Here is a 20,457-nt window from a genome sequence, read left to right as displayed (position 1 = left end):
CACCGGCATCTTAAGGAGAGCTTTGATGAACCTGTCTTCCTCACGTCGCCTGATCGCGCTGTCCGCTGTATCCCTGGTTGTGCTTGCCCTGACGGGCTGCGCGTCGGTCCAGCACGGCATGCATGGACTCCTGTACGGCAAGGGCCCGTCAGCCACCGCCCAGCTCGACGCCACCAAAGGCAATACCGCCAGCGGTACGGTCACGTTCAAGCAGCATGGCGACCACGTCATGGTGAACGCCAAGCTCACCGGCCTGAAGCCGGGGCAGGAACATGGTTTCCACGTGCACGAGAAGGGCGACTGCTCCAGCGGTGATGGTGTGAGCGCCGGCGGCCACTTCAACCCGACCGGCCAACCGCACGGTGCACAGGAAGCGGCGCACCACGCCGGCGATATGCCCGCGCTGAAGGCCGATGCGGCGGGCAAGGTCGACGCCACCTTCCACCTGACCGGCGTGACGCTGGGCGAGGGCGCGGCCAACCTGATCGGCCGGGGCGTGATCGTCCATGCCGCACCAGACGACTACAAGACCCAGCCAACCGGCAACTCCGGCGCCCGCATCGCCTGCGGCGTGATTGCGGCCACCCCGCGCTGAGCACGTGGCGCGCTAGCATGCGCGCCCATGAAAAGTCTCCGCCTCCACGCCGGCCCGCGCGCACTGCAACACCTGCGTGAGCGTGGGCTGCAACCTGGCGATATACGCGCTATTCCTGCCGCCGCCGGTGGTCCCAAGGGGCTGATCCTCAACGGGCTGGACCGGTTCCTGTTCGGGCACTGGCTCCAGGGCGCCGGCCCGGGCGTGCATCTGGTGGGCGCCAGCATCGGCGCGTGGCGCATGGCGGCGGCCTGTCTGCCCAATGCCGACGCTGCGCTGGCGCAGATGGCCGAGGCCTACATCGCCGAAAGCTACGACCCGCCGTACGGCGAGAAGCAAAGCCCGCGCAACATCAGCCGCCGCTTCGAGGCCCTGCTGGCGCTGCAGTTGGGCGATCAGGCCGGGGCGATCCTGAGTCACCCGCGTTTCCGCTTGCACGTCGTCACCAGCCGGGGCCGGCGCCTGCTGCATCGCGAGCACGGTGTGTGGACGCCGCTGGGCTACGCGGCGGCCTGGTTCAGCAACGCTGCGCGTCGACAGGCGCTGGGCGGGTGGCTGGAGAGGGTGGTGTTCAGCGACCCGCGTAAGGCACTACCCCTGCCGCTACGCGACTTTCCGACCCGCGAGGTCGCACTCAGCGCAGCCAACCTGCAGCCGGCGGTGCTGGCGTCGGGCTCGATTCCGTTCTGGCTCAAGGCCGTGCACGACATTCCCGGCGCGCCGCCCGGCGCCTACTGGGACGGTGGCATCACCGACTATCACCTGCACTGGCCGTGGCACCGCATGGCCGACGAACAGCTGGTGCTGTATCCGCATTTCCAGTCCACGCTGGTGCCCGGCTGGCTCGACAAGGCCTGGAAGCAGCGCCACCGCAGCACGCCGGCGCTCGACAACGTGCTGGTGCTCAGCCCGCGCGCCGACTGGATCGCCCGCCTGCCCGGCGGCAAGCTGCCCGACCGCAATGATTTCAAGGCGCTGCCGGTGGCGGAGCGCATGCAACGCTGGCGTGTCGCCGTGGCACAAAGCCAGCAATTGGCCGACGAGCTGGCCAACTGGCTGGCGCGCGGCTGCCCTGTCGATGAGGTTGAAACCCTGTGAAAAAGCCATCCACTGCCGCGCCAGCCTCTTTGACGCCCGCCACCGCCGAGTTGATGCAGCGCATCCAGCGCAGCCGGCGCCCGGCGCTGCATCATCTGCCGGCGGATGAAGCCAAGGCGCTGTACCAGTCCGGTGCCGAGATCCTGGACTTGCCGCGCGTGCGGCTGGCGCGCATCGAAGACCTGACGCTGCCGCTGGCGCCGGGGCACGAACGCGCCGCGCGCCTCTACGCGCCCAGCCACGCCGTGCTGCCGGTGCTGCTGTACCTGCACGGCGGCGGCTTCACTGTCGGCGGGCTGGAAACCCACGACAGCCTGTGCCGCCAGCTCGCGCTGCGCAGCGGCGTGGCCGTGCTGGCGCTCGATTACCGGCTGGCGCCGGAGCACCGGTTTCCGGCAGCGGTCGATGACAGCTGGGCCGCTTTGCGCTGGCTGGCTGAGAACGCCGCCCAGCTGGGGCTGGATGCCAGCCGCATCGCCGTGGGTGGCGACAGTGCGGGCGGCACGCTGGCAGCGGTCGCGGCCTTGCACGCCCGCGACATCGGCCTGAAGCTGGCGCTGCAGGTACTGATCACGCCTGGTACCACCGCCTATGCTGACACGCCCTCACACGGGATATACGCAAAGGGATTTCTGCTGGAGCGGGAAGCGATCGACTGGTTTTTTGACCACTACATCGACCACGCCGACCGCAGCGACTGGCGCTTTGCGCCGCTGCTGGCCGATGACCTGGACGGCGTTGCACCCGCCTGGATCGGCCTGGCCGAGTGCGATCCATTGGTCGACGAGGGCATGGCCTACGCCGACAGCTTGCGCCTGGCCGGCGTGCCGGTCGAGCTGGAACTGTGGCGCGGCGTGACGCACGATTTCATCAAGCTCGGCCGCGTGATCGGTGAAGCCCATGATGCGCAGATCAGCATTGCGCGGGCACTGCAGCGGGCCTTTGGCCTGCCGCAAATACAAATCGGCAATTGGGCAGAACTGGGCGGGGCGGCCCACGCCATTCGCCATGAGGTGTTCGTGCTGGAACAGCAGATTCCCGCCGAACTGGAATGGGACGTGGCCGATGCCGGTTGCGTCCACGCGTTGGCGCGTGATTCAACCGGCACACCGGTGGCGACCGGTCGGCTGTTGAGCGTGGCGCCCGGCATCAGCAAGATCGGGCGCATGGCCGTGCGTGCCAGCGTACGTGGCCAGCGGGTAGGGCAGGCGGTACTGGATGCGCTGGTGGCTGCAGCCCGGGCACAAGGTGACCGTGAGGTGATCCTGCACGCACAGCAATCGGCCGTAGGTTTCTATCTGCGCGCTGGATTCAAGCCGTGCGGTGAAGCCTTCGAAGAGGCCGGTATTCAGCACCTGGAGATGGTGCTGGCCCTCTGAGAGCCCTGTTCAGCGGAAGGTCGGCTTGATCAGGCTGCGCACGCGCGGTTTGACCAGGCGGGTACGGCCTGCCGACTCGGTGAGTTCGGCATGTGCCAATTCGGTGTCAGAGACAGGGGGCCGTTCCTGCACTGGGCGGGCGGCCACGGGTTCCAGTCTCGGCTCGGTGTGATACCGCGGCGGCCAGTCCTTGAGCGTGGCACGACGCAGCAGCGCCACGCCTGCACCGACTGGATGGGTACGCTCCAGCACATGCGTGACCAGGCTGCGGCCAATGCGCTCACTGATGATCAGCGTCGAGCAGCGCGTTCCATATCGTCCATCCATTGTGCGGATATACGCAGATGAAAGTTGTCGCTCCAAGTCAACAGCAATGCCGGTTGCTGGCAGATCAGCGTCAGATGCAGGACTGCGATCTGCCAAAGCGGTAAACAGCAGATTGGCCAAGTGATCCACACTGGCTTTCGAGGTACTGCCCAAATCCACTGCATCACGCACACGCTGCTTGAGTTGCTGCACCTTGGGCCAAGGCTCATCCAGCTCACCATTTGACAGCCCATACACACCCGCACCCAAACGCTGGGCCGAGGCTCGTATCGAAGTCATCCAATGGCACTCGCCAATCGCGAAATCAGCCGCAATCAGATTGAAACCGTTGTGGCCCGTGAGCGCAGTACGGACCCAGAAACGGTCGGTACTTTGCGTTGTGGTCAACCAGTCCGGAACGATTCTGCCGCGCGATGGTGCATGCGGATCATTGCGGCGCGGGTCACGAATATTCGTCAGCATGCCGAGCCTGCCCGCAGCGTTCAGCCCCAGCCAGGTACCACCGGCTTGCAGGTCGCGCCCAGCCAGGATGTCTGGCCCACACGCTCCAGGTGCCCACCACGCCAGACGCGCCGTGGCACGGTCATGAAACTCGTCGCGGTTGGACGCCACCACCAGCGGAAACCGCCGGCTGCAGTCAAGCGCAAAGGCAATCAGGCACATCAGCGCAACGCAGAGGTGAAGTGCTCAAGGTGCCGCGTGCCGATGCGTGCACTAGGCGAGTCGGCACTGGTTTGAACAATGTGCTGCAGTTGCCCCGGGTTCAGACCCTGCGGATGGCGATAGATCTCCATCCACGTCAGTTGATTCGGTGCGCTGTGCTGGCCATCAGCCCGTTGCAGCAACCGCGCTTCCAGCCCGGGCAGCTCGGCAGCAAGCCGGGTTTGCAAGGCCTGGATTTCAGGCTGAGCACCATCTGCAGCCTCCGCAGGCACCCGGTAATAAACGTACAGCTCAAGCACTGGACGCCTCGTGCGGCAGCGCGTAGGGCAGGGCTTGCAGGTGCAGCAACGGGCCTTCAGCGCGGGCCAGATGCAGGCTGCCAGACTCCGTCACGCCAATCTTGAGCTCAGCCAGCGCCAGGTGCGTGCCGTCCGGACCCGTGGCGGACTGGGCGATCAGGCCTGCGGGCTGGCCCGGGTCTTCGCTCCAGATCACTTCCTGGCCCGGCTGCATGGCGGCTTCACCTGCCAGCAGGAAAGCGCGGCGCTTGAGCTTGCCCAGGTACTGACTGCGCGCGACGATTTCCTGGCCCGGATAGCAGCCTTTCTGGAAATCGACGCCACCGACCAGCTCGTAATTGAGCATCTGCGGCACGAACTGGCCTGCCGTGGCCGCCACCACCGGCGCTACGCCGGCTTGCACGTCCAGCCATTGCCAGAGCGAAGTATCAAGCGCAGGCAGGGCGGCGCAGAGCGCCTCGGCCTCGGCTTGCGGGCCAATCCACAACCAGCGCGGCTGGCCAACGGCGTCAGGCAGTCGGATGATTTGGGCCGCACCGATGTCAGCCTTATCCCAGGTCGCATGCAGATCTATAGCGCCGACGTGAGCCGCAGCAGCATCACCCACCAAGCCGAGCACGATCAATTCGGCACTGGCATCGCTCAGCTTGGCCTTGGCGCGCAGCACGAACATGTTCAGGCGCTTGAGCGTGGTGGGCAGCAGGTCGGCGCTGCAGAGCAGCCAGAGCTCGGTCGCGCTGCGTTTCGCGTAGGTCAGGCTGGCGAGCATGCGGCCCTTGGCGTCGCAGTAGGCAGCCAGACGGGCGTGCGCCAGGTCGAGCTTGCTGACGTCGTTGCTCAACTGGCCGTGCAGAAAGCTCACGGCGTCGTCGCCAGCGGCGCGCAGCACGCCCCACTGGGGCAGGCGGCAAACGCCAGCCGTAACGTCCGTCGTGATGACGCCTGGAAGGGAACTTGAGGAGGTGACAGGTGCAGACATGGCGCCAATTATCATCAGTGGCTATGCGGAGCAAGCGAGTACGGATTTGGCGCGGCGACTCCCGGGCGGCGCGATCGACCCGGTCGCGCTGGCTTGGGCGACTGGTTTTGGGGCTTTTTTTGCTGCTGATCAGTTCAGCCGCTGCCGTGGCCTGGTGGCTGCAACAGCCCTTGACCCTGAAGCCTCTGACGGTCGAACTGGAGATCGAGCCGGGCGAAACCCCGCGCGACATCGCCCGCCATCTGGTCGAGGCCGGCGTCGATGCGCCCGCGTTGTGGCTCTACCAGTGGTTTCGCTGGTCGGGTGATGCGCGGCGCATCAAGGCCGGCAGCTACGAATTCAGCCGGGGCCTCAGCCCGCGCGACCTGCTGCGCAAGATCGTCAATGGCGACGAGAGCCTGGCCACGCTGCGGCTGATCGACGGCTGGACCTTCCGGCAGGTGCGGGCTGAACTGGCCCGCTCGCCCACGCTCAAACCCGACAGCGCCAACCTGACCGACGCCGAAGTCATGCAGGCCATCGGCGCCGCCGGCCAGCCCGCTGAAGGCTATTTTTTCCCCGACACCTACGCCTACGCCAAGGGCAGCAGCGACCTGCGCGTGCTGCAGCGCGCCCACGCTGCCATGCAGAAGCGGCTGGCCGCCGTGTGGGCGCAGCGCGCGCCGGGCCTGCCGCTGCAGACGCCCGAGCAGGCGCTGACGCTGGCGTCCATCGTCGAGAAGGAAACCGGCCGCGCCGCCGACCGCAGCCAGATTGCCGGCGTGTTCATCAACCGCCTGCGCATCGGCATGCCGCTGCAGACCGACCCGAGCGTGATCTACGGGCTGGGCGAGGCCTTCGACGGCAACCTGCGCCGCAGCCACCTGCAGGCCGACACGCCTTACAACACCTACACCCGCAACGGCCTGCCACCCACGCCGATCGCCATGCCCGGGCGCGATGCGCTGCGGGCGGCCGTGCAGCCGGCGTCGACCCCGGCGCTGTACTTCGTGGCGCGCGGTGACGGCAGCAGCGAGTTCAGCGCCAACCTGGCCGACCACAATCGCGCCGTCAACAAATTCCAGCGCAAGGCCGCCCCTTGATTTCTTATTCAGACGCCGCGTCGTCCTCCGCCACTGCATCGCCTCCCGCCGGCCGTTTCATCACCGTCGAGGGCATCGACGGCGCCGGCAAGAGCAGTCACCTCGACACCCTGGCCGCCCGCTGGCGCGCCCGTGGGCTGGAAGTGGTCTGCACCCGCGAGCCCGGTGGCACGCCGCTGGCCGAGGCGCTGCGCGAACTCTTCCTGCACCGCCCGATGGACGCGCTCACCGAAGCGCTGCTGGTGTTTGCCGCCCGGCGCGACCACCTCGTCAACGTGATCGAGCCCGCGCTGCAGCGCGGCGCCGTGGTGCTGTGCGACCGCTTCACCGACGCGACCTTTGCCTACCAGGGCAGCGGGCGCGGCTTTGATCTGGCGGTGCTCGGCCAGCTCGAAACCTGGGTCCAGGCCGGTCGCCAGCCGGACCTGACGCTGTGGTTTGACGTGTCGCCCGAGATCGCCGCGCAACGCCGCGCAGCAGCACGGGCGCCGGACCGGCTGGAGCGCGAAGAGGTCGCCTTCTTCAACGCCGTGCGTGCCGGCTACGCCCAGCGTCACGCCGAGGCGCCACAGCGGATTGAACAGCTGGATGCGGCGCAATCACTTGCCGATGTGGCCGCGCAGATCGTCGCCGTGCTGGAGTCGCGCGGATGGTGACACGCGTCAGCTTCAAGGCGCAACCCGCCGCAGAATCGGTGGCGCGCCCGGCTGCCGCCGACTTGCCCTGGCTCACCGCGCCGCTGGCCGAGGCCCTGGCGCAGCAGCGCGCCCATGCGCTGCTGGTGCACGGGCCTGAAGGTGTGGGGCAGTTTGAATTTGCACTTGCGCTGGTCAAGAGCTGGCTATGCGAAACGCCTCTGGCCGAGCGCCCGCAACGCCTGGCCTGCGGCCACTGCGCCAGCTGCCATCTGGTCGACGAGCGCGCCCACCCCGACCTGCGCCTGATCGTGCCCGAGGCGCTGCGCGACGCTGCCGGCCTGGGTGGTGACGACACCGGCACCGACGACGACGGCAAGAAGCGCAAGCCCAGCCGTGAGATCAAGGTCGAGCAGATCCGTGCTGCCGTCGATTTCAGCGCGCTGACCGCTGCGCGCGGTGGCGTGCGGGTCATGCTGGTGCATCCGGCCGAGGCGCTCAACCACATCGCCGCCAATGCGCTGCTCAAGACGCTGGAAGAGCCACCCGGCGCGCTGCGCTTCGTGCTCAGCAGCGGCGCGCCGCAAAGCCTGCTGCCGACGATTCGCAGCCGTTGCCAGGCCTTGAGCCTGCATGCGCCGGATGCAGCGCCCGCGCTGCAATGGTTACAGGCGCAGGGCGTGGCGGATGCGGATGTCCTGCTCAACGCCACCGGCCAGCAGCCACTGGAAGCGCTGGCGCAGGCCCGCGCCGGGCGCGATGCCGCCGCGTGGCGGGCGTTTCCGCAGCAGGTGGTGCAAGGCGACGTGGCCGCGTTGGCGGCCTGGCCGCTGCCGCTGGTGGTCGACGCGCTGCAGAAGCTCTGCCATGACCGCCTGCTGTTGAGCGTGGGCCAGCCGCCGCGCTACTTCACGCACAGCGACTTGCGTGGCGGTGACGTGGCCGCGCTGACCGCCTGGGCCGCCGCACTGCGCCGCCACGCCAGCCACGCCGACCACCCCTGGCACGCCGGCCTCGCGCTGGAAGCCTTGCTGCTGCAGGCCCAGGCGGTGGACCGCACGGCGCCTGCCTCATCTGCGCACACCCGACCGATACACTCGTCGCCATGAGCGAGTCCAGCCTACGCACCGCCAGCCCCATGACGCCCAATACCCGCCCCAGCGTGATCCAGCTCGTGTTTCGCGAGAAGGGCGCCTTGTATGCCGCCTACATTCCGCTGTTTGCCGAGGGCGGGCTGTTCGTGCCGACCACGCGTGAATACAAGCTCGGCGAAGACGTCTACCTGCTGCTGACGCTGCCGGACGATCCGCAGCGCTACCCCGTGGCCGGCAAGGTGGCGTGGCTCACGCCCGTCAACGCCTCGGGCGGTCGCACGCAGGGTGTGGGCGTGCGGTTTCCGCAGGACGAGAAGACGCGTGCGCTGCGCATCCGCATCGAAGAGATGCTGGGCACCTCGATCCAGTCGGCCAAGCCGACCCAGACCATCTGAATATCTGCCCACGATGTACGTCGATTCCCATTGCCACCTGAGTTTCCCCGACCTGAAAGCGCGCCTGGCCGACATCCGCCGGGACATGCAGACCGCGCAGGTCGAGCGCGCGCTGTGCATCTGCACCACGCTGGAAGAGTTCGACGACGTGCACGGCCTGGCGCTCGCCTACGACAACTTCTGGGCCACGGTGGGCGTGCACCCCGACAACGAAGGTGTGACCGAGCCGACGGTCGACGATCTGGTGCAGCGTGGCTCGGCACCGCGCGTGCTGGCTGTGGGTGAAAGCGGTCTGGACTATTTCCGCCTGGGCGAGCGCACCCATGCCGACATGGAATGGCAGCGCGAGCGCCTGCGCGTGCATGTGCGCGCAGCGCGTCTGCTGGGCAAGCCGCTGGTGATCCACACCCGCAGTTCTTCGGCCGACACGCTGAGCATCCTGAAGGAAGAGGGCGCCGATCAGGTCGGCGGCGTGTTTCACTGCTTCACCGAGACTCAGGACGTGGCGCGCGCGGCGCTGGAGATGGGCTTCTACATCTCGTTCTCGGGCATCCTGACCTTCAAGACCGCCCAGGACCTGCGCGACGTGGCGCGCGAAGTGCCACTCGACCGCTGCCTGATCGAAACCGACAGCCCCTACCTCGCGCCCATGCCCTTCCGCGGCAAGACCAACACGCCCGCGCTGGTGCCTTACGTGGCCGCCGAACTGGCGCGCATCAAGGGCCTGCCGGTCGAGGAGATCGCGCAGGCCACCACGGCCAACTTCGACCGGCTGTTCAAGCCGCAGGCATGATGCTCTGGTCGGGTGCGCAGCCTGACACGCTGTCGGACAAATACTGACAGGGTTTTTCGTTTTCAGCCACTGACTGCGGTGCAACCACAGTCCTAGAGTGCAGACATGGACAGCCGATTGGCGTGCTGTCGGGTTCAACAGGAGAACCGCCATGTCTCTGCAAACTCATGCTCATGCACCCGTCCTGGTCGCTGGCTGCGACCCGTTTGCGCTCCTGCTGGCGCCCGAGTCGGTGTTCTTTGCCATGGAGCATTCCGATCGCCTGCAGCGGCTGCAGCGTCGCATCTGCCGGCCGCTCGACAAGCCGGTGATTCCGCACGAGTTGAGCGAGATCGAGGCCTATGATCTGGCCATCGATGCCGACCCAGGCGAGGCTGCCTGACACCTGATGACCATTCGCACCCTGCTCAAGATGGGCGACCCGCGCCTGCTGGCCGTCGCCCAGCCCGTGACCGATTTCGACAGCGCCGCGCTGGCCGAACTGATCGAGGACTTGCGCGACACCATGCGCGCCGCGAACGGCGCCGGGCTGGCGGCGCCGCAGATCGGGGTCGACTTGGCGGTGGTGATTTTCGGCTTCGAACGCAACGCGCGTTATCCGGATGCCGCGCCGGTGCCGCAGACGGTACTGATCAACCCGGTCATCACGCCGCTGGGCACGGAAGAAGATGACGGCTGGGAAGGCTGCCTGTCGGTACCCGGCCTGCGCGCGGTGGTGCCACGCTGGCGCCGCATCCACTACAGCGGTTTTGATGAGCACGGCGCGGTGATCGAGCGCGAGGTCGAGGGCTTCCACGCCCGCGTGGTGCAGCACGAATGCGACCACCTGATCGGCAAGCTCTACCCGATGCGGGTGCGTGATTTCAGCCGCTTCGGCTACACCGAAGTGCTCTTTCCAGGCTTGGACTCGGGCCTGGACGCCGCGTCTGACGACTGACACGACAACTGACGTTGTCAGGGCGCCCAAACCGTCGCGGCAGCGTCACACCCACGTTCTACACTCCGCCCTTCGATTTTTCAGGCTTTCGCCTTGATTGGAGTCGCGGCAATGCAGCGTTTTCACTTTCCCATCGTCATCATTGACGAGGACTTCCGCTCGGAAAACACCTCCGGTCTCGGTATTCGCGCCCTGGCGCAAGCGATTGAAAAAGAAGGTTTCGAGGTGCTGGGCGCCACCAGCTACGGCGACCTGAGCCAGTTCGCGCAGCAGCAGAGCCGCGCCGGCGCCTTCATCCTGTCGATCGACGATGAAGAGTTCACGCCCGGCCCCGAGCTGGACCCGGCGGTGCTCAGCCTGCGCAAGTTCATCGAGGAAATCCGCTTCAAGAACGCCGACATCCCGATCTACATCTACGGCGAGACGCGCACCAGCCAGCACATCCCGAACGACATCCTGCGCGAACTGCACGGCTTCATCCACATGTTCGAGGACACGCCGGAGTTCGTGGCGCGTCACATCATCCGCGAGGTCAAGAGCTACCTGGATGGCCTGGCGCCACCGTTCTTCAAGGCGCTGATGGACTACGCGCAGGACGGCTCCTACAGCTGGCATTGCCCGGGTCACTCGGGTGGCGTGGCTTTCCTGAAGAGCCCGGTCGGCCAGATGTTCCACCAGTTCTTCGGCGAGAACATGCTGCGCGCGGACGTCTGCAACGCGGTGGAAGAACTCGGCCAGCTGCTCGACCACACCGGTCCGGTGGCGGCCAGCGAGCGCAACGCGGCGCGCATCTTCAACGCCGACCACTGTTTCTTCGTCACCAACGGCACCAGCACCAGCAACAAGATGGTCTGGCACCACACGGTGGCGCCAGGCGACGTGGTGGTGGTGGACCGCAACTGCCACAAGAGCATCCTGCACAGCATCATCATGACTGGCGCGGTGCCGGTGTTCATGACGCCCACGCGCAACCACTACGGCATCATCGGCCCGATTCCGCAGAGCGAATTCACGCGCGAGGTCATCGAGCGCAAGATCGCCGCCAACCCGCTGCTGGCCGGCGTGGACACCACGCAGATCAAGCCGCGCATCATGACGCTGACTCAGAGCACCTACGACGGCGTGCTCTACAACACCGAAACCATCAAGGGCATGGTCGACGGCTGGATCGACAACCTGCACTTCGACGAAGCCTGGCTGCCGCACGCCGCCTTCCACAAGTTCTACGGCAGCTACCACTCGATGGGCAAGAACCGCCCGCGCCCGAAAGAGGCGATGGTCTACGCGACCCAGTCGACCCACAAGCTGCTGGCCGGCCTGAGCCAAGCGTCGCAGGTGCTGGTGCAGGACTCGCAGACGGTGCATCTGGACCGCAACCTCTTCAACGAGGCCTACCTGATGCACAGCTCGACCAGCCCGCAGTACGCCATCATCGCGTCGTGCGACGTGGCCGCGGCCATGATGGACCCGCCGGGCGGCACCGCGCTGGTGGAAGAGAGCCTGAAAGAGGCGCTCGACTTCCGCCGCGCCATGCGCAAGGTCGACGAGGAGTTCGGCCACGACTGGTGGTTCAAGGTCTGGGGCCCGGACACGCTGGCCGAGGAGGGCATCGGCCACTCCGACGGCTGGATGCTGCATGCCAACGAAGAGTGGCACGGCTTCGGTCCGATGGCGCCGGGCTTCAACATGCTCGACCCGATCAAGTCGACCATCATCACGCCCGGGCTGGACGTCAACGGCAAGTTCGACGCCACCGGCATTCCGGCCTCGATCGTCACCAAGTACCTGGCCGAGCACGGCGTGGTGGTCGAGAAGACCGGCCTCTACAGCTTCTTCATCATGTTCACCATCGGCATCACCAAGGGCCGCTGGAACACCATGCTGACTGCGCTGCAGCAGTTCAAGGACGACTACGACCGCAACCAGCCGCTGTGGCGCGTGCTGCCTGAGTTCGCCGTCAAGTACCCGGTCTACGAGCGCATGGGCCTGCGCGACCTGTGCCAGGCCATCCACCTGAGCTACGCCGAAGGCGACATTGCGCGCCTGACGACCGAGGTCTACCTGTCCGACATCCACCCGGCCATGAAGCCCAGCGATGCCTACGCCCACATCGCCCGCCGCCAGACCGAGCGCGTGGAGATCGAGCACCTGGAAGGCCGCATCACCACCGCGTTGCTGACGCCGTACCCGCCGGGCATTCCGCTGCTGATTCCGGGCGAGTGCTTCAACAAGAAGATCGTCGACTACCTGCGCTTCACCCGCCGCTTCAATACCAAGTTCCCGGGCTTCCACACCGACGTGCACGGTCTGGTCGAAGAAGACATCGGCAATGGGCAGGTGCGGTACTACGTGGACTGCGTCAAGGCCTGAGCGACCCGAGGACGAAAAAAAGCCCCGATGCTCACGCATCGGGGCTTTTTTGTGGATCCGGAGAACTTTAGCCGAACCTTAGCGCGGCGTGCCTGCCACCAGCGCCGACCAGGCCGACGTGATGCCGACAGTGCCGGTATGGCTGCGGATGCGGAACGAGTACGCCTGGCGCGATGTCAGGCCATTCACGTTGACCGTGTTGGTGGCCCGGCCTGCCGTGCGTGCCACCTGCGACCAGGTGGCGCCAGCGCCGCCGCAGGTCGCGATGGAGCCCACGCACATTTCGACTTCGTAGCCTGCCACCGCCGCCGTGGTGCTGGCCGTCCAGTTCAACGGAACGCGGCCGGCTGGTGTGGCGCCGATGCCCAGCAGACCGGCACTGACATTGGAGCGGAAGTTCGTCGGCAACGGCAGCGTGCCGGTGTAGCGATCGACGACCGACACCGGACCCTGAGTCGCGCCATTGGCTGCATTGACTTGGTAGGCGTAGAGCGTGTTCAGCGCCAAGCCGGTGTTGGTGTAGCTGATGGCATTGGCCGCCAGGTTTCCGGTGGGCGCCGTCGTCGTGGCGAATGCACCCCGCGTGACCGTGCCGTTGGCCGCCACGGTGTAGGTGGCGCGCTGCACGCGGTAGGCGGTTTCACCGCTGGAGGTGTCTGCCCAGTCCAGGCGAGCAACCGCGTCATCGTTGGCGGGCCGCAGCACCGTCAGATTGCCCGGCGCTTGCAGGTTGATGGCCGCTGGCGTGGTCACCGAAATCGCGTTGGAACTGGCTGTCGCACCGGTCGCCGTAGCCACCACCTGGTAGGTGTAGGCCGTGGATGCCGCCACCGTGGTGTCGGTGTAGGACGTGACATTGGGCGACAGCGTGGCCACGACGGCGCCGTTGCGCAGCACCTGGAAGGCGGTTTCGTTGTTGGAGTTGTCCAGCCAGCTCATCGCCACGCTGGTGGCGGTGACGGCGGTGGCCGCCAGGTTGGTCGGAGCGGTCAACCCCGCCTGCGTGGTCACGCTGATGGTGTTGGAGCCCACCCGACCGGCCGAGTTGTTGGCGAACACCCGGTAGGTCAGCGTGCTGTTCTGAGGCGCTGCCGAATCGGTGTAAGCCGACACATTGGCCGCCAGCGTGGCGATGACCACGCCGTTGCGCTCGACCTCGAAGGCAGTTTCGTTGGTCGAGTTGTCGGACCAGCTCAGTGCGACCTCGGTCGGGCTGTTCACCACGCCCGACAGGTTGCTCGGCGCTCCAGGTGCGACGGCGCCCTGGGTGCGCACCAGCGCCTGGTCCCAGCCACCGGCCGAGGACATCACGGTCACCACGGCCGGCGGTGCCAGCGTGCGCACGGCCTGTCCGGCCAGCGTGCTGTATTCCTGCACGGTCAGGGTGGGCGGCACACGGGTGTCGCTGGAGGTGGCGGCCACGACCAGCGTGCCGGTCGCCACGTTGTAGTCGGCCTGGGTGATGACAACCTGGTCGACCAGCGGGCGCACCAGCGTGGTGGCGTCGGTGGTGGCGTCGGCCACCGAGGCGCGCATCGTGATGGCGCCCGGCAGGTTGCTGGTGTTGGGCAGCGGGGCCAGCACTTCGCTGGTGAAGAACTTGCCCAGGCCGTTGCTGGTCAGGGTGCGCGGGCTGGCGAGGCGAGCATTGGCTGCCGCCGTGCCGGGGCCGTCCTGGATAGTGACGGCAGCGGCATTGGCCGAGGACGCAAAGGCGTCGATCTGGCCCACCGTCAGCGGCGTGCGGCTGTAGGTGACGCGGTCGGCGGACAGGGGCGTCTGCACCTTGCCGTCGAACAGCTGGCCGGCCACGGTGAAGTCGTCGGTGCGGACGGAATTGCCGCCGTTGCCGGTCAGGTTGATGGGGGCGCCATTGAAGTCGGTGGCGGTGACGCGGAAGAAGTTGTTGCCGCAGGGGCTGCCGACCACCCGGTGCAGCGAGGCGCCGTCACCAAGATAGCCCGCCGGCGCCGCCGGTGCCACGGTCGGATCCCAGCGCAGCCACGGGCCCACGCGGCCTTGTGCAGAGGGCTGTCCCGGCGTGAAGCTGATGTCGATGGTGTCGCTGACGTCGAAACCCGCCACCACCGTGTCCACCGTGAAGGTGTTCTCGCCGTAAGGGTGGGTGACGCGATAGACACCGGGCACCGGTGCATCGATACGGATGCGCAGACGCGTGAAGCTCAGCTGCTCATCGGCGGCAGGCTCGGCCGTGTTGTAGGTGGCCTCGGTGGCCATGATCAGCCGAGCCGAGAAGCCGGTGGCCGGCACGTCCAGACGCGCATCCGACAGCCAGTAGAACGACTCGGTGCCTGCGCCGGCCTGTTCGGACTGCAGGTTGCCGGCAATGACCGGATCAAAGGCGCAGTTGTTGGCGTCCAGGCAGATCTGCAACGAGATGCCGTTGCTGTCGCTGACGTATTCCGAGTACCCGTTGACCGGGTTCAGCGGACCGGTGGAGAAGGGCGTGGCACCGTCTGCCGGGCAGGCCGCCTGGGCGACCGAGGCCACGTACAGGTCGAGTGCAGCCGCGACCAGCACGACCGAGAGTTTGCGTTTCATCATCATGTTCTTAGTCTCCAACTCATTGGTTGATGACGGTGAGCGGCTTGACAGCCTGCCCGCCGGCACTGGAGGTCACCGTGACCGTGGCGGGCAGCACTGACAGCCCGTTGACGCTGATCGCGCCGCCAGCCAGCGGCGCGTTGTTGAGCGTGAGCGTGAGCGTGGGCGCACCGGTGGCGATCTTGTCGCTGGAGGTGGCATTCACGCTCAGGGCGCAACTGCGCGGCGTGCCGCTGCAGACCGCCTGGGCGCGGCTGATGGTGACCAGGTCCGTCACCGGCAGGTTCTGGGTGTTGGGGCTGTTGCCCTGGCTGGCGTTGTTGGCCGTGACCTGCACCGAGGTCGGCACCGCGGTCACGCTCAGGGAAGAGAAGAAGCGGCCGTTGCCGTCGCTGCTCATGTTGCCGCCCGGCGTGGCCATCAGGCTGGCCGTGCTGGGCGCGGTCGCAAAGGCGGTAACGCTGATGTTGCCGGCTTCGCGGGCGTAGTACGCGCCGTTGATGGCCAGCGGGGTGATGGCCTGCGGGGCCAGCTTGCCCTGCACGGTGAACAGCAGGTTGGTGATGCCGCTGGTCGAGCCGTCGCGGTCGGCATCGGTCGGGTCGATGGCGATCGGCGTGCGGCCGTCCATGGTGGTGGCGCTGATGCGCACGAAGTTCTGGCCGCAGGGGCTGCCGATCACGCGATGCGGCGTGAGGCCATCGCCGATGTAGCCTTCCGGCGCAGCCGGCGTCACGGTCGGATCCCAGCGCAGCCACGGGCCTACCGTGCCGGTGCGCGAGCCGCCGGGCGTGAACTCGGTGTCGGTCGTCTCGTTCACCACGCGCCGGCCCGTCGTCGTCACGACGTACTGCTTGACACCCCACGGATAGGCCACGGTGTAGATGCCGGGCTGCGCAATGTCCATGCGGATGCGCAGGCGGGTGAAGGCGAACTGGTCATTCGGCGCGGGCACTTCGGTGGCGTAGGCGGCCTCGGTGGCCATGACCACCAGCGCGTTCACGGCAGCAGCGCCCGTGGTGGTGATCGTGTTCTCAGACAGGAACCAGAAGCCTTCGCCGCCGAAACCATTGGCTTCGGAGGTCGCGTTGCCCGGAATCACCGGATCGAAGAAGCAGGGCGGCGGGTTGCCTTGGCCGTCGACGCTGTCGGTGCAGATGACCAGGGCCACGCCCTCGGAGTCGACCACCTGCTCTGCAAAGCCGTGCACGGCGCTGGCCGGACCGGCGGTAAAGGGCAATGCGTTGCCGGGACGGCAGACGGCTTGAGCCAGCGGACTGGCCATCACGCCGATGGCCAAGGCCAGTGCCGCTGCGAGCGGGCGTTTCTTCATCATCTTCAATCTCCTGAACGTCACGGGTGTGGGAGTCTGCGCAACGCTGATCATTCGGCCGCTGGCGTCAAGACTCATAAAGACACACAACGAAACAAATCGTTACTGTTTGTGTAGTGTCAATGAGCGGTTAAGAAAAATCAAGCTTTTGGACTTAATTCCACTTAACTCAGTGTGTATCGGCAGTTTTGTCGAAGACAAAAGCGCTTATTCACCGAACTGAATAGTTCAGTGACCCGTCACCTGTGACTTATTGGTTTCTTCAAGCCCGCCAAATGGAGCTTGAAGAAGTCGGGCGCGCAGTTTTTGCGTTTACAGCGCTGCCGGCATCGCACTGGCGACGGCCAGCTTGCGGTAGACCGAGCCGATGTGCTCGTTGACCGCCAGCCACTTGATGCCCATCTTTCTCGCGATTTCCTTGACCGTGTAGCCCTTGCTGAGCCAGGTCAGTACTTCTTGTTCGGGCGCACTGGGTTGCTTGATATCTTGACGACCTGGTGCCGGGCAGGGCGGCAGGTGCGGCTTGTCCTGGTCGTCCGCCTGCGCAGGCCGGACTCGGGCCACAGCGGGTGCCGCGTCCTTGAAAAACCCGAGCAGGCAGCGCGCCATGGCGGGCGACAGCGGTGGCTGGCCGCGCACGATCTTCTGCAGTTCTTCCACCAGCACCTCGAAGCGGTCTTCCTTGAGCAGGTAGCCGCTGGCGCCGCACTGCAGCGCCGGAAACAGGTGTTCGTCGTCCGAATGCAGCGTGGTGGCGATCTTGATGGCCGGGTGGGCCTTGATCTGCGCCAGCAACTCCAGGCCGCTTTCGTCGGGCTGTTCAAGATCGCAAAGAATCAGGCGCAACTGCGAGGCGGCTGAAGCCTGACCACTGCCCTGCGTCCCGTTGAGACCCAGTGCCGCGCGGGCCTCCGCCAGGCTGCCTGCTTCATTGAACACGACGTCGTCACTGAAGCTCTCGCGCACCACGCGCAGCAGGAAGCTGCGGGCAACGGCGTTTTCTTCGAAGATCAGGACTTGAATCGACATGGCGGCAGACGTGTTGTGCAATGAACGGCTTGGGTACCGCTTGCGGTGCCTTAATTATTGTCGCGAGTCAGGTCGATTGGGCGTATCTCCCCGCAGTCGGGGGACTCATGAGGGGGTTCAGCGTCAGGCCAATCTGGCAAATTACGCACCCCCCTCGGTGCCTACAATCCGCCGTATGCATATTCTTGTTGCCAATGATGATGGTTACCTCGCGCCCGGGCTGGCTGCGCTGGTGAAGGTGTGTCGCGAGTTGGGCGAGGTCGACGTGGTCGCGCCCGAGCAGAACGCCAGCGGCACCTCCAACGCGCTGACGCTGACGCGGCCGCTGTCGGTGCACACGGCGGCCAACGGCTTCCGCTACGTCAACGGCACGCCGTCGGACTGCGTGCATGTGGCCATGACCGGCCTGCTGGAGCGGCGCCCCGATCTGGTGGTCTCGGGCATCAATAACGGCGCCAACATGGGCGACGACACGGTCTACTCCGGCACGGTGGCTGCGGCGATGGAGGGTTACCTGTTCGGCGTGCCGTCGATCGCGTTCTCGCTGGTCGACAAAGGCTGGGCACATCTGGACGCTGCCACCGACGCCATGCGCGCCGTGCTGCGCCACGTGCTGGCCACGCAGCAACTCGGCCACCCCTGGCTGCTCAATGTGAACATTCCGAACCGGCCAGATGCGGCGGCGCTGCCGCTGCAGGTCACGCGGCTGGGCAAACGCCACGCCAGCGAGCCGGTCGTGCGCCAGTTCAGCCCACGCGGCGAGCCGATCTACTGGATCGGCGCTGCCGGTGACGCCCGCGAAGCCGGCGAAGGCACCGATTTTCATGCCTGCGCCAACGGCCAGATTTCGGTCACGCCGCTGCAGGTCGACCTGACCGATCACGCCCGGCTGGGCCTGTGGTCGCAACGCCTGGCAGGCACGCGCGCATGACATCCGGCCCGCCGGCCAAGCGCGCGCGTTTCCCGCTCCGCCTGCAACAGACCGAGCCGACGCTGCGCCGCTTCGTCCACGCCGAAGGCCCGCCGCCGCGCAAGGATGTCGCTGCCCAGGCACCGGCCACGCCCGACGGCGTGCTGCGCCCGCAGCGCCCCCTGTCGGATGCCGTGCGTGAGCAGGCTCGCACCAGCGCGCCGGCCGGGCTGGGCCTCGACAGCGATGTGTTCCGCGCCCGCATGGTCGAGCGCCTCAAGCGCGACGGCTGCACCGACGTGCAGGTGCTGCAGGCCATGGGCAGCGTATCGCGCCATCTGTTTGTCGACAGCGCGCTGGCCGCGCAGGCCTATGAAGACACCAGCCTGCCGATCGGGCTGGGGCAGACGATTTCCAAGCCTTCGGTCGTCGCCCGCATGACCGAACTGCTGCGCGCCCGCACCGGTGGCCCGACGCTGGGCCGCGTGCTGGAAATCGGCACGGGCTGCGGCTATCAGGCGGCGGTGCTGTGCCTGCTGGCGCGGCAGGTCTATTCGGTCGAGCGCCTCAAGGGGCTGCACGAGAAAGCGCGCGAAAACCTCGCTGCCACCCGCCCGAGCCATCTGCGCCTGATCTATGGCGACGGCATGCTCGGCCATGGCCCGAATGCACCCTACGACGGCATCATTGCCGCAGCCAGTGGCCGCTCGGTGCCGCCGGCCTGGATCGACCAGCTCGCGCCCGGCGGCCGGCTGGTGGCGCCGATGGACGACGCCCGGCTGGGCGGCCAGGTGCTGCTGGTGATCGACCGGCTGACCGACGGCACGCTGCGCCACAGCAGCCACGAGGCGGTGCGGTTCGTCCCTTTAGAATCCGGCGTCAGCGATTTCGGGCTGATCTGAAGCGGTTCCAGGGCAGTTCGGAGCCGCCTCGCTCCACACAGACCGCCAGCCCTCCCACGGATTCCATGATCAATCACCGCACGTTCGCGTCCGTCTCGCGATTTGTCTTCCTCGTCTGCGCGGCTTTCGCGCTGGTCGGTTGCGCCTCCTCCAACCTCAAGCCCAGAGCGCCGGTCGAAGAACGCTCGGCTTCCGCAGGCAAGGCGTCCTCCTCCTCGGGAACGACCGATGCCTCCAAGCCCTTGCCGGGCGCTGAGAACGCCGGCAAGCCCGGCTATTACACCGTTCGCCCCGGCGACACGCTGATCCGCGTCGGCCTGGAGAGCGGCCAGAACTGGCGCGACCTGCAGCGCTGGAACAACCTCGAAAACCCCGACCGCATCGAAATCGGCCAGGTGCTGCGCGTGGTCGCCCCAGGCCAGGACCCGACCAGCACGGCGGCCAAGCCGGTGAGCAGCGCACGCGTCGATGCGCGCGCGCTGGAGACCCGGCCGCTGGAGCCGCGCGTGGCAGCGCCCGCCACCTCGGGTGCCACGGTCGCCGCGTCATCGACGGCTGCAGGCAGCGCAGCAGGTGCGCCGGCATCGGCCATCGGCTCCGCCAGCACGGCGGTGACCGCACCGACACCTGCCGTCATCCCTGCCCGCGAGACTGCCGCCGCCCGCGACAGCGACGAAGAACCCAACTGGATGTGGCCGGCCAGCGGCGGCGTCACAACCGCCTTCGACGAAACCCGCAACAAGGGCGTGTCGATTGCCGGCAAGGCGGGCGACGCCGTGCTGGCCGCAGCCGATGGTCGGGTGGTCTATGCCGGCTCCGGCCTGCGCGGCTACGGCAACCTGATCATCGTCAAGCACAACGAGAGCTACCTGAGCGCCTACGCCCACAACCAGGCGCTGCTGGTGCGCGAGGACCAGACCGTCAGGCGCGGCCAGAAGATCGCCGAGATGGGTTCGAGCGACGCCGACCGGGTGCAACTGCACTTCGAGATCCGCCGTCGCGGCAAGCCGCTCGACCCGGTCAAGCTGCTGCCCTCGCGCTGAACTGAACGCTGAACGCGCGGGCGTTCGGC

General features: G+C 66.9%; 20 protein-coding genes and 1 pseudogene. 15 read left to right on the top strand and 6 right to left on the bottom strand.

Going from position 1 to position 20,457, the window contains the following annotated elements; genetic code table 11:
• The first annotated feature begins 25 nt into the window (after positions 1 to 25).
• The 4 genes and pseudogenes from AC5IG3_RS06435 to AC5IG3_RS06420 all read left to right on the top strand — a co-directional run bounded on the left by AC5IG3_RS06435 (position 26) and on the right by AC5IG3_RS06420 (position 3,072).
• Entirely contained in the window at positions 26 to 595 is a 570-nt protein-coding gene (locus AC5IG3_RS06435; RefSeq protein ID WP_491905454.1) for a superoxide dismutase family protein, read from the top strand.
• 27 nt (positions 596 to 622) lie between these two features.
• On the top strand, positions 623 to 1,693 hold the full coding sequence (locus AC5IG3_RS06430) for a patatin-like phospholipase family protein (protein WP_491905453.1): 1,071 nt from the start codon (positions 623 to 625) through the stop codon (positions 1,691 to 1,693).
• Positions 1,694 to 1,746: 53 nt separating this feature from the next.
• A pseudogene (locus AC5IG3_RS06425) lies at positions 1,747 to 2,640 on the top strand (alpha/beta hydrolase); the annotation flags it as partial.
• Between the two features lie 66 nt (positions 2,641 to 2,706).
• Positions 2,707 to 3,072: a GNAT family N-acetyltransferase gene (locus AC5IG3_RS06420; RefSeq protein ID WP_491905656.1), complete on the top strand. Its 366-nt coding sequence runs from the start codon at positions 2,707 to 2,709 to the stop codon at positions 3,070 to 3,072.
• Between the two features lie 9 nt (positions 3,073 to 3,081).
• Here AC5IG3_RS06420 and AC5IG3_RS06415 read toward each other — a convergent pair whose 3' ends face one another.
• From AC5IG3_RS06415 to ygfZ, 3 genes are read right to left on the bottom strand one after another with little or no spacing between them, the layout of a single operon-like run.
• A complete protein-coding gene (locus AC5IG3_RS06415) occupies positions 3,082 to 4,062 on the bottom strand; it encodes an NRDE family protein (RefSeq protein ID WP_491905452.1) in 981 nt (326 codons plus the stop codon).
• Entirely contained in the window at positions 4,062 to 4,361 is a 300-nt protein-coding gene (locus AC5IG3_RS06410; RefSeq protein ID WP_491905451.1) for a DUF4936 family protein, read from the bottom strand. Before AC5IG3_RS06410 ends, AC5IG3_RS06415 begins: the two co-directional genes overlap by 1 nt.
• Complete coding sequence (gene ygfZ, locus AC5IG3_RS06405) at positions 4,354 to 5,340, bottom strand: CAF17-like 4Fe-4S cluster assembly/insertion protein YgfZ (RefSeq protein ID WP_491905450.1); 987 nt, start codon at positions 5,338 to 5,340, stop codon at positions 4,354 to 4,356. Before ygfZ ends, AC5IG3_RS06410 begins: the two co-directional genes overlap by 8 nt.
• 23 nt (positions 5,341 to 5,363) lie before the next feature.
• Here ygfZ and mltG point away from each other — a divergent pair, with 23 nt between their 5' ends.
• The 8 genes from mltG (at position 5,364) to AC5IG3_RS06365 (ending at position 12,646) form a co-directional block, all read left to right on the top strand.
• Complete coding sequence (gene mltG, locus AC5IG3_RS06400; RefSeq protein ID WP_491905449.1) at positions 5,364 to 6,422, top strand: endolytic transglycosylase MltG; 1,059 nt, start codon at positions 5,364 to 5,366, stop codon at positions 6,420 to 6,422.
• A complete protein-coding gene (tmk, locus tag AC5IG3_RS06395) occupies positions 6,422 to 7,078 on the top strand; it encodes a dTMP kinase (RefSeq protein WP_491905655.1) in 657 nt (218 codons plus the stop codon). Before mltG ends, tmk begins: the two co-directional genes overlap by 1 nt.
• Positions 7,072 to 8,166 carry a DNA polymerase III subunit delta' gene (holB, locus tag AC5IG3_RS06390; protein WP_491905448.1) on the top strand — a complete coding sequence of 365 codons (1,095 nt, stop codon included), beginning with the start codon at positions 7,072 to 7,074 and terminating at the stop codon, positions 8,164 to 8,166. Before tmk ends, holB begins: the two co-directional genes overlap by 7 nt.
• A complete protein-coding gene (locus tag AC5IG3_RS06385) occupies positions 8,163 to 8,546 on the top strand; it encodes a PilZ domain-containing protein (RefSeq protein ID WP_491905447.1) in 384 nt (127 codons plus the stop codon). Before holB ends, AC5IG3_RS06385 begins: the two co-directional genes overlap by 4 nt.
• Positions 8,547 to 8,559: 13 nt before the next feature.
• Positions 8,560 to 9,339: a TatD family hydrolase gene (locus tag AC5IG3_RS06380; RefSeq protein ID WP_491905446.1), complete on the top strand. Its 780-nt coding sequence runs from the start codon at positions 8,560 to 8,562 to the stop codon at positions 9,337 to 9,339.
• Between the two features lie 151 nt (positions 9,340 to 9,490).
• Complete coding sequence (locus AC5IG3_RS06375; protein ID WP_491905445.1) at positions 9,491 to 9,721, top strand: hypothetical protein; 231 nt, start codon at positions 9,491 to 9,493, stop codon at positions 9,719 to 9,721.
• A 6-nt stretch (positions 9,722 to 9,727) separates the two neighbouring features.
• Positions 9,728 to 10,276, top strand: coding sequence for a peptide deformylase (gene def / locus AC5IG3_RS06370; protein WP_491905444.1), 549 nt, complete (start codon positions 9,728 to 9,730; stop codon positions 10,274 to 10,276).
• Between the two features lie 111 nt (positions 10,277 to 10,387).
• Positions 10,388 to 12,646, top strand: coding sequence for an Orn/Lys/Arg family decarboxylase (locus AC5IG3_RS06365; RefSeq protein WP_491905443.1), 2,259 nt, complete (start codon positions 10,388 to 10,390; stop codon positions 12,644 to 12,646).
• A 78-nt stretch (positions 12,647 to 12,724) separates the two neighbouring features.
• Here the strand turns inward: AC5IG3_RS06365 and AC5IG3_RS06360 are convergent, their stop codons facing one another.
• From AC5IG3_RS06360 to AC5IG3_RS06350, 3 genes are all read right to left on the bottom strand, one after another.
• Positions 12,725 to 15,208 (bottom strand): fibronectin type III domain-containing protein, encoded by a 2,484-nt coding sequence (locus AC5IG3_RS06360; RefSeq protein WP_491905442.1) that lies wholly within the window; start codon positions 15,206 to 15,208, stop codon positions 12,725 to 12,727.
• Positions 15,209 to 15,230: 22 nt separating this feature from the next.
• On the bottom strand, positions 15,231 to 16,547 hold the full coding sequence (locus AC5IG3_RS06355) for a hypothetical protein (protein ID WP_491905441.1): 1,317 nt from the start codon (positions 16,545 to 16,547) through the stop codon (positions 15,231 to 15,233).
• A gap of 309 nt (positions 16,548 to 16,856) precedes the next feature.
• Positions 16,857 to 17,573, bottom strand: coding sequence for a LuxR C-terminal-related transcriptional regulator (locus AC5IG3_RS06350; protein WP_491905440.1), 717 nt, complete (start codon positions 17,571 to 17,573; stop codon positions 16,857 to 16,859).
• A gap of 175 nt (positions 17,574 to 17,748) precedes the next feature.
• Here AC5IG3_RS06350 and surE point away from each other — a divergent pair, with 175 nt between their 5' ends.
• The 3 genes from surE (at position 17,749) to AC5IG3_RS06335 (ending at position 20,428) form a co-directional block, all read left to right on the top strand.
• Complete coding sequence (surE, locus tag AC5IG3_RS06345) at positions 17,749 to 18,504, top strand: 5'/3'-nucleotidase SurE (RefSeq protein ID WP_491905439.1); 756 nt, start codon at positions 17,749 to 17,751, stop codon at positions 18,502 to 18,504.
• Entirely contained in the window at positions 18,501 to 19,385 is an 885-nt protein-coding gene (locus AC5IG3_RS06340; RefSeq protein ID WP_491905438.1) for a protein-L-isoaspartate(D-aspartate) O-methyltransferase, read from the top strand. The genes surE and AC5IG3_RS06340 overlap by 4 nt, the downstream gene beginning before the upstream one ends.
• Positions 19,386 to 19,450: 65 nt before the next feature.
• Positions 19,451 to 20,428 carry a peptidoglycan DD-metalloendopeptidase family protein gene (locus tag AC5IG3_RS06335; RefSeq protein ID WP_491905437.1) on the top strand — a complete coding sequence of 326 codons (978 nt, stop codon included), beginning with the start codon at positions 19,451 to 19,453 and terminating at the stop codon, positions 20,426 to 20,428.
• Positions 20,429 to 20,457: the final 29 nt, after the last annotated feature.

This window comes from Leptothrix sp. (in: b-proteobacteria), from assembly GCF_965250675.1.
Lineage (GTDB): Bacteria > Pseudomonadota > Gammaproteobacteria > Burkholderiales > Burkholderiaceae_C > Sphaerotilus.
Note: the sequence above shows the minus strand (reverse complement) of the source record. Positions and strands in the feature narration are given on the sequence as shown.

Excerpts from the sequence above, each read along its gene's own strand:
- AC5IG3_RS06430 (WP_491905453.1), top strand. The coding sequence starts at position 623 with ATGAAAAGTCTCCGCCTCCACGCCGGCCCGCGCGCACTGCAACACCTG.
- AC5IG3_RS06360 (WP_491905442.1), bottom strand. The coding sequence starts at position 15,208 with ATGAAACGCAAACTCTCGGTCGTGCTGGTCGCGGCTGCACTCGACCTG.
- AC5IG3_RS06385 (WP_491905447.1), top strand. The coding sequence starts at position 8,163 with ATGAGCGAGTCCAGCCTACGCACCGCCAGCCCCATGACGCCCAATACC.
- mltG (WP_491905449.1), top strand. The coding sequence starts at position 5,364 with ATGCGGAGCAAGCGAGTACGGATTTGGCGCGGCGACTCCCGGGCGGCG.
- holB (WP_491905448.1), top strand. The coding sequence starts at position 7,072 with ATGGTGACACGCGTCAGCTTCAAGGCGCAACCCGCCGCAGAATCGGTG.
- AC5IG3_RS06380 (WP_491905446.1), top strand. The coding sequence starts at position 8,560 with ATGTACGTCGATTCCCATTGCCACCTGAGTTTCCCCGACCTGAAAGCG.
- AC5IG3_RS06415 (WP_491905452.1), bottom strand. The coding sequence starts at position 4,062 with ATGTGCCTGATTGCCTTTGCGCTTGACTGCAGCCGGCGGTTTCCGCTG.
- AC5IG3_RS06375 (WP_491905445.1), top strand. The coding sequence starts at position 9,491 with ATGTCTCTGCAAACTCATGCTCATGCACCCGTCCTGGTCGCTGGCTGC.
- AC5IG3_RS06435 (WP_491905454.1), top strand. The coding sequence starts at position 26 with ATGAACCTGTCTTCCTCACGTCGCCTGATCGCGCTGTCCGCTGTATCC.
- AC5IG3_RS06350 (WP_491905440.1), bottom strand. The coding sequence starts at position 17,573 with ATGTCGATTCAAGTCCTGATCTTCGAAGAAAACGCCGTTGCCCGCAGC.
- AC5IG3_RS06355 (WP_491905441.1), bottom strand. The coding sequence starts at position 16,547 with ATGATGAAGAAACGCCCGCTCGCAGCGGCACTGGCCTTGGCCATCGGC.
- AC5IG3_RS06335 (WP_491905437.1), top strand. The coding sequence starts at position 19,451 with ATGATCAATCACCGCACGTTCGCGTCCGTCTCGCGATTTGTCTTCCTC.
- def (WP_491905444.1), top strand. The coding sequence starts at position 9,728 with ATGACCATTCGCACCCTGCTCAAGATGGGCGACCCGCGCCTGCTGGCC.
- surE (WP_491905439.1), top strand. The coding sequence starts at position 17,749 with ATGCATATTCTTGTTGCCAATGATGATGGTTACCTCGCGCCCGGGCTG.
- ygfZ (WP_491905450.1), bottom strand. The coding sequence starts at position 5,340 with ATGTCTGCACCTGTCACCTCCTCAAGTTCCCTTCCAGGCGTCATCACG.
- AC5IG3_RS06340 (WP_491905438.1), top strand. The coding sequence starts at position 18,501 with ATGACATCCGGCCCGCCGGCCAAGCGCGCGCGTTTCCCGCTCCGCCTG.
- AC5IG3_RS06365 (WP_491905443.1), top strand. The coding sequence starts at position 10,388 with ATGCAGCGTTTTCACTTTCCCATCGTCATCATTGACGAGGACTTCCGC.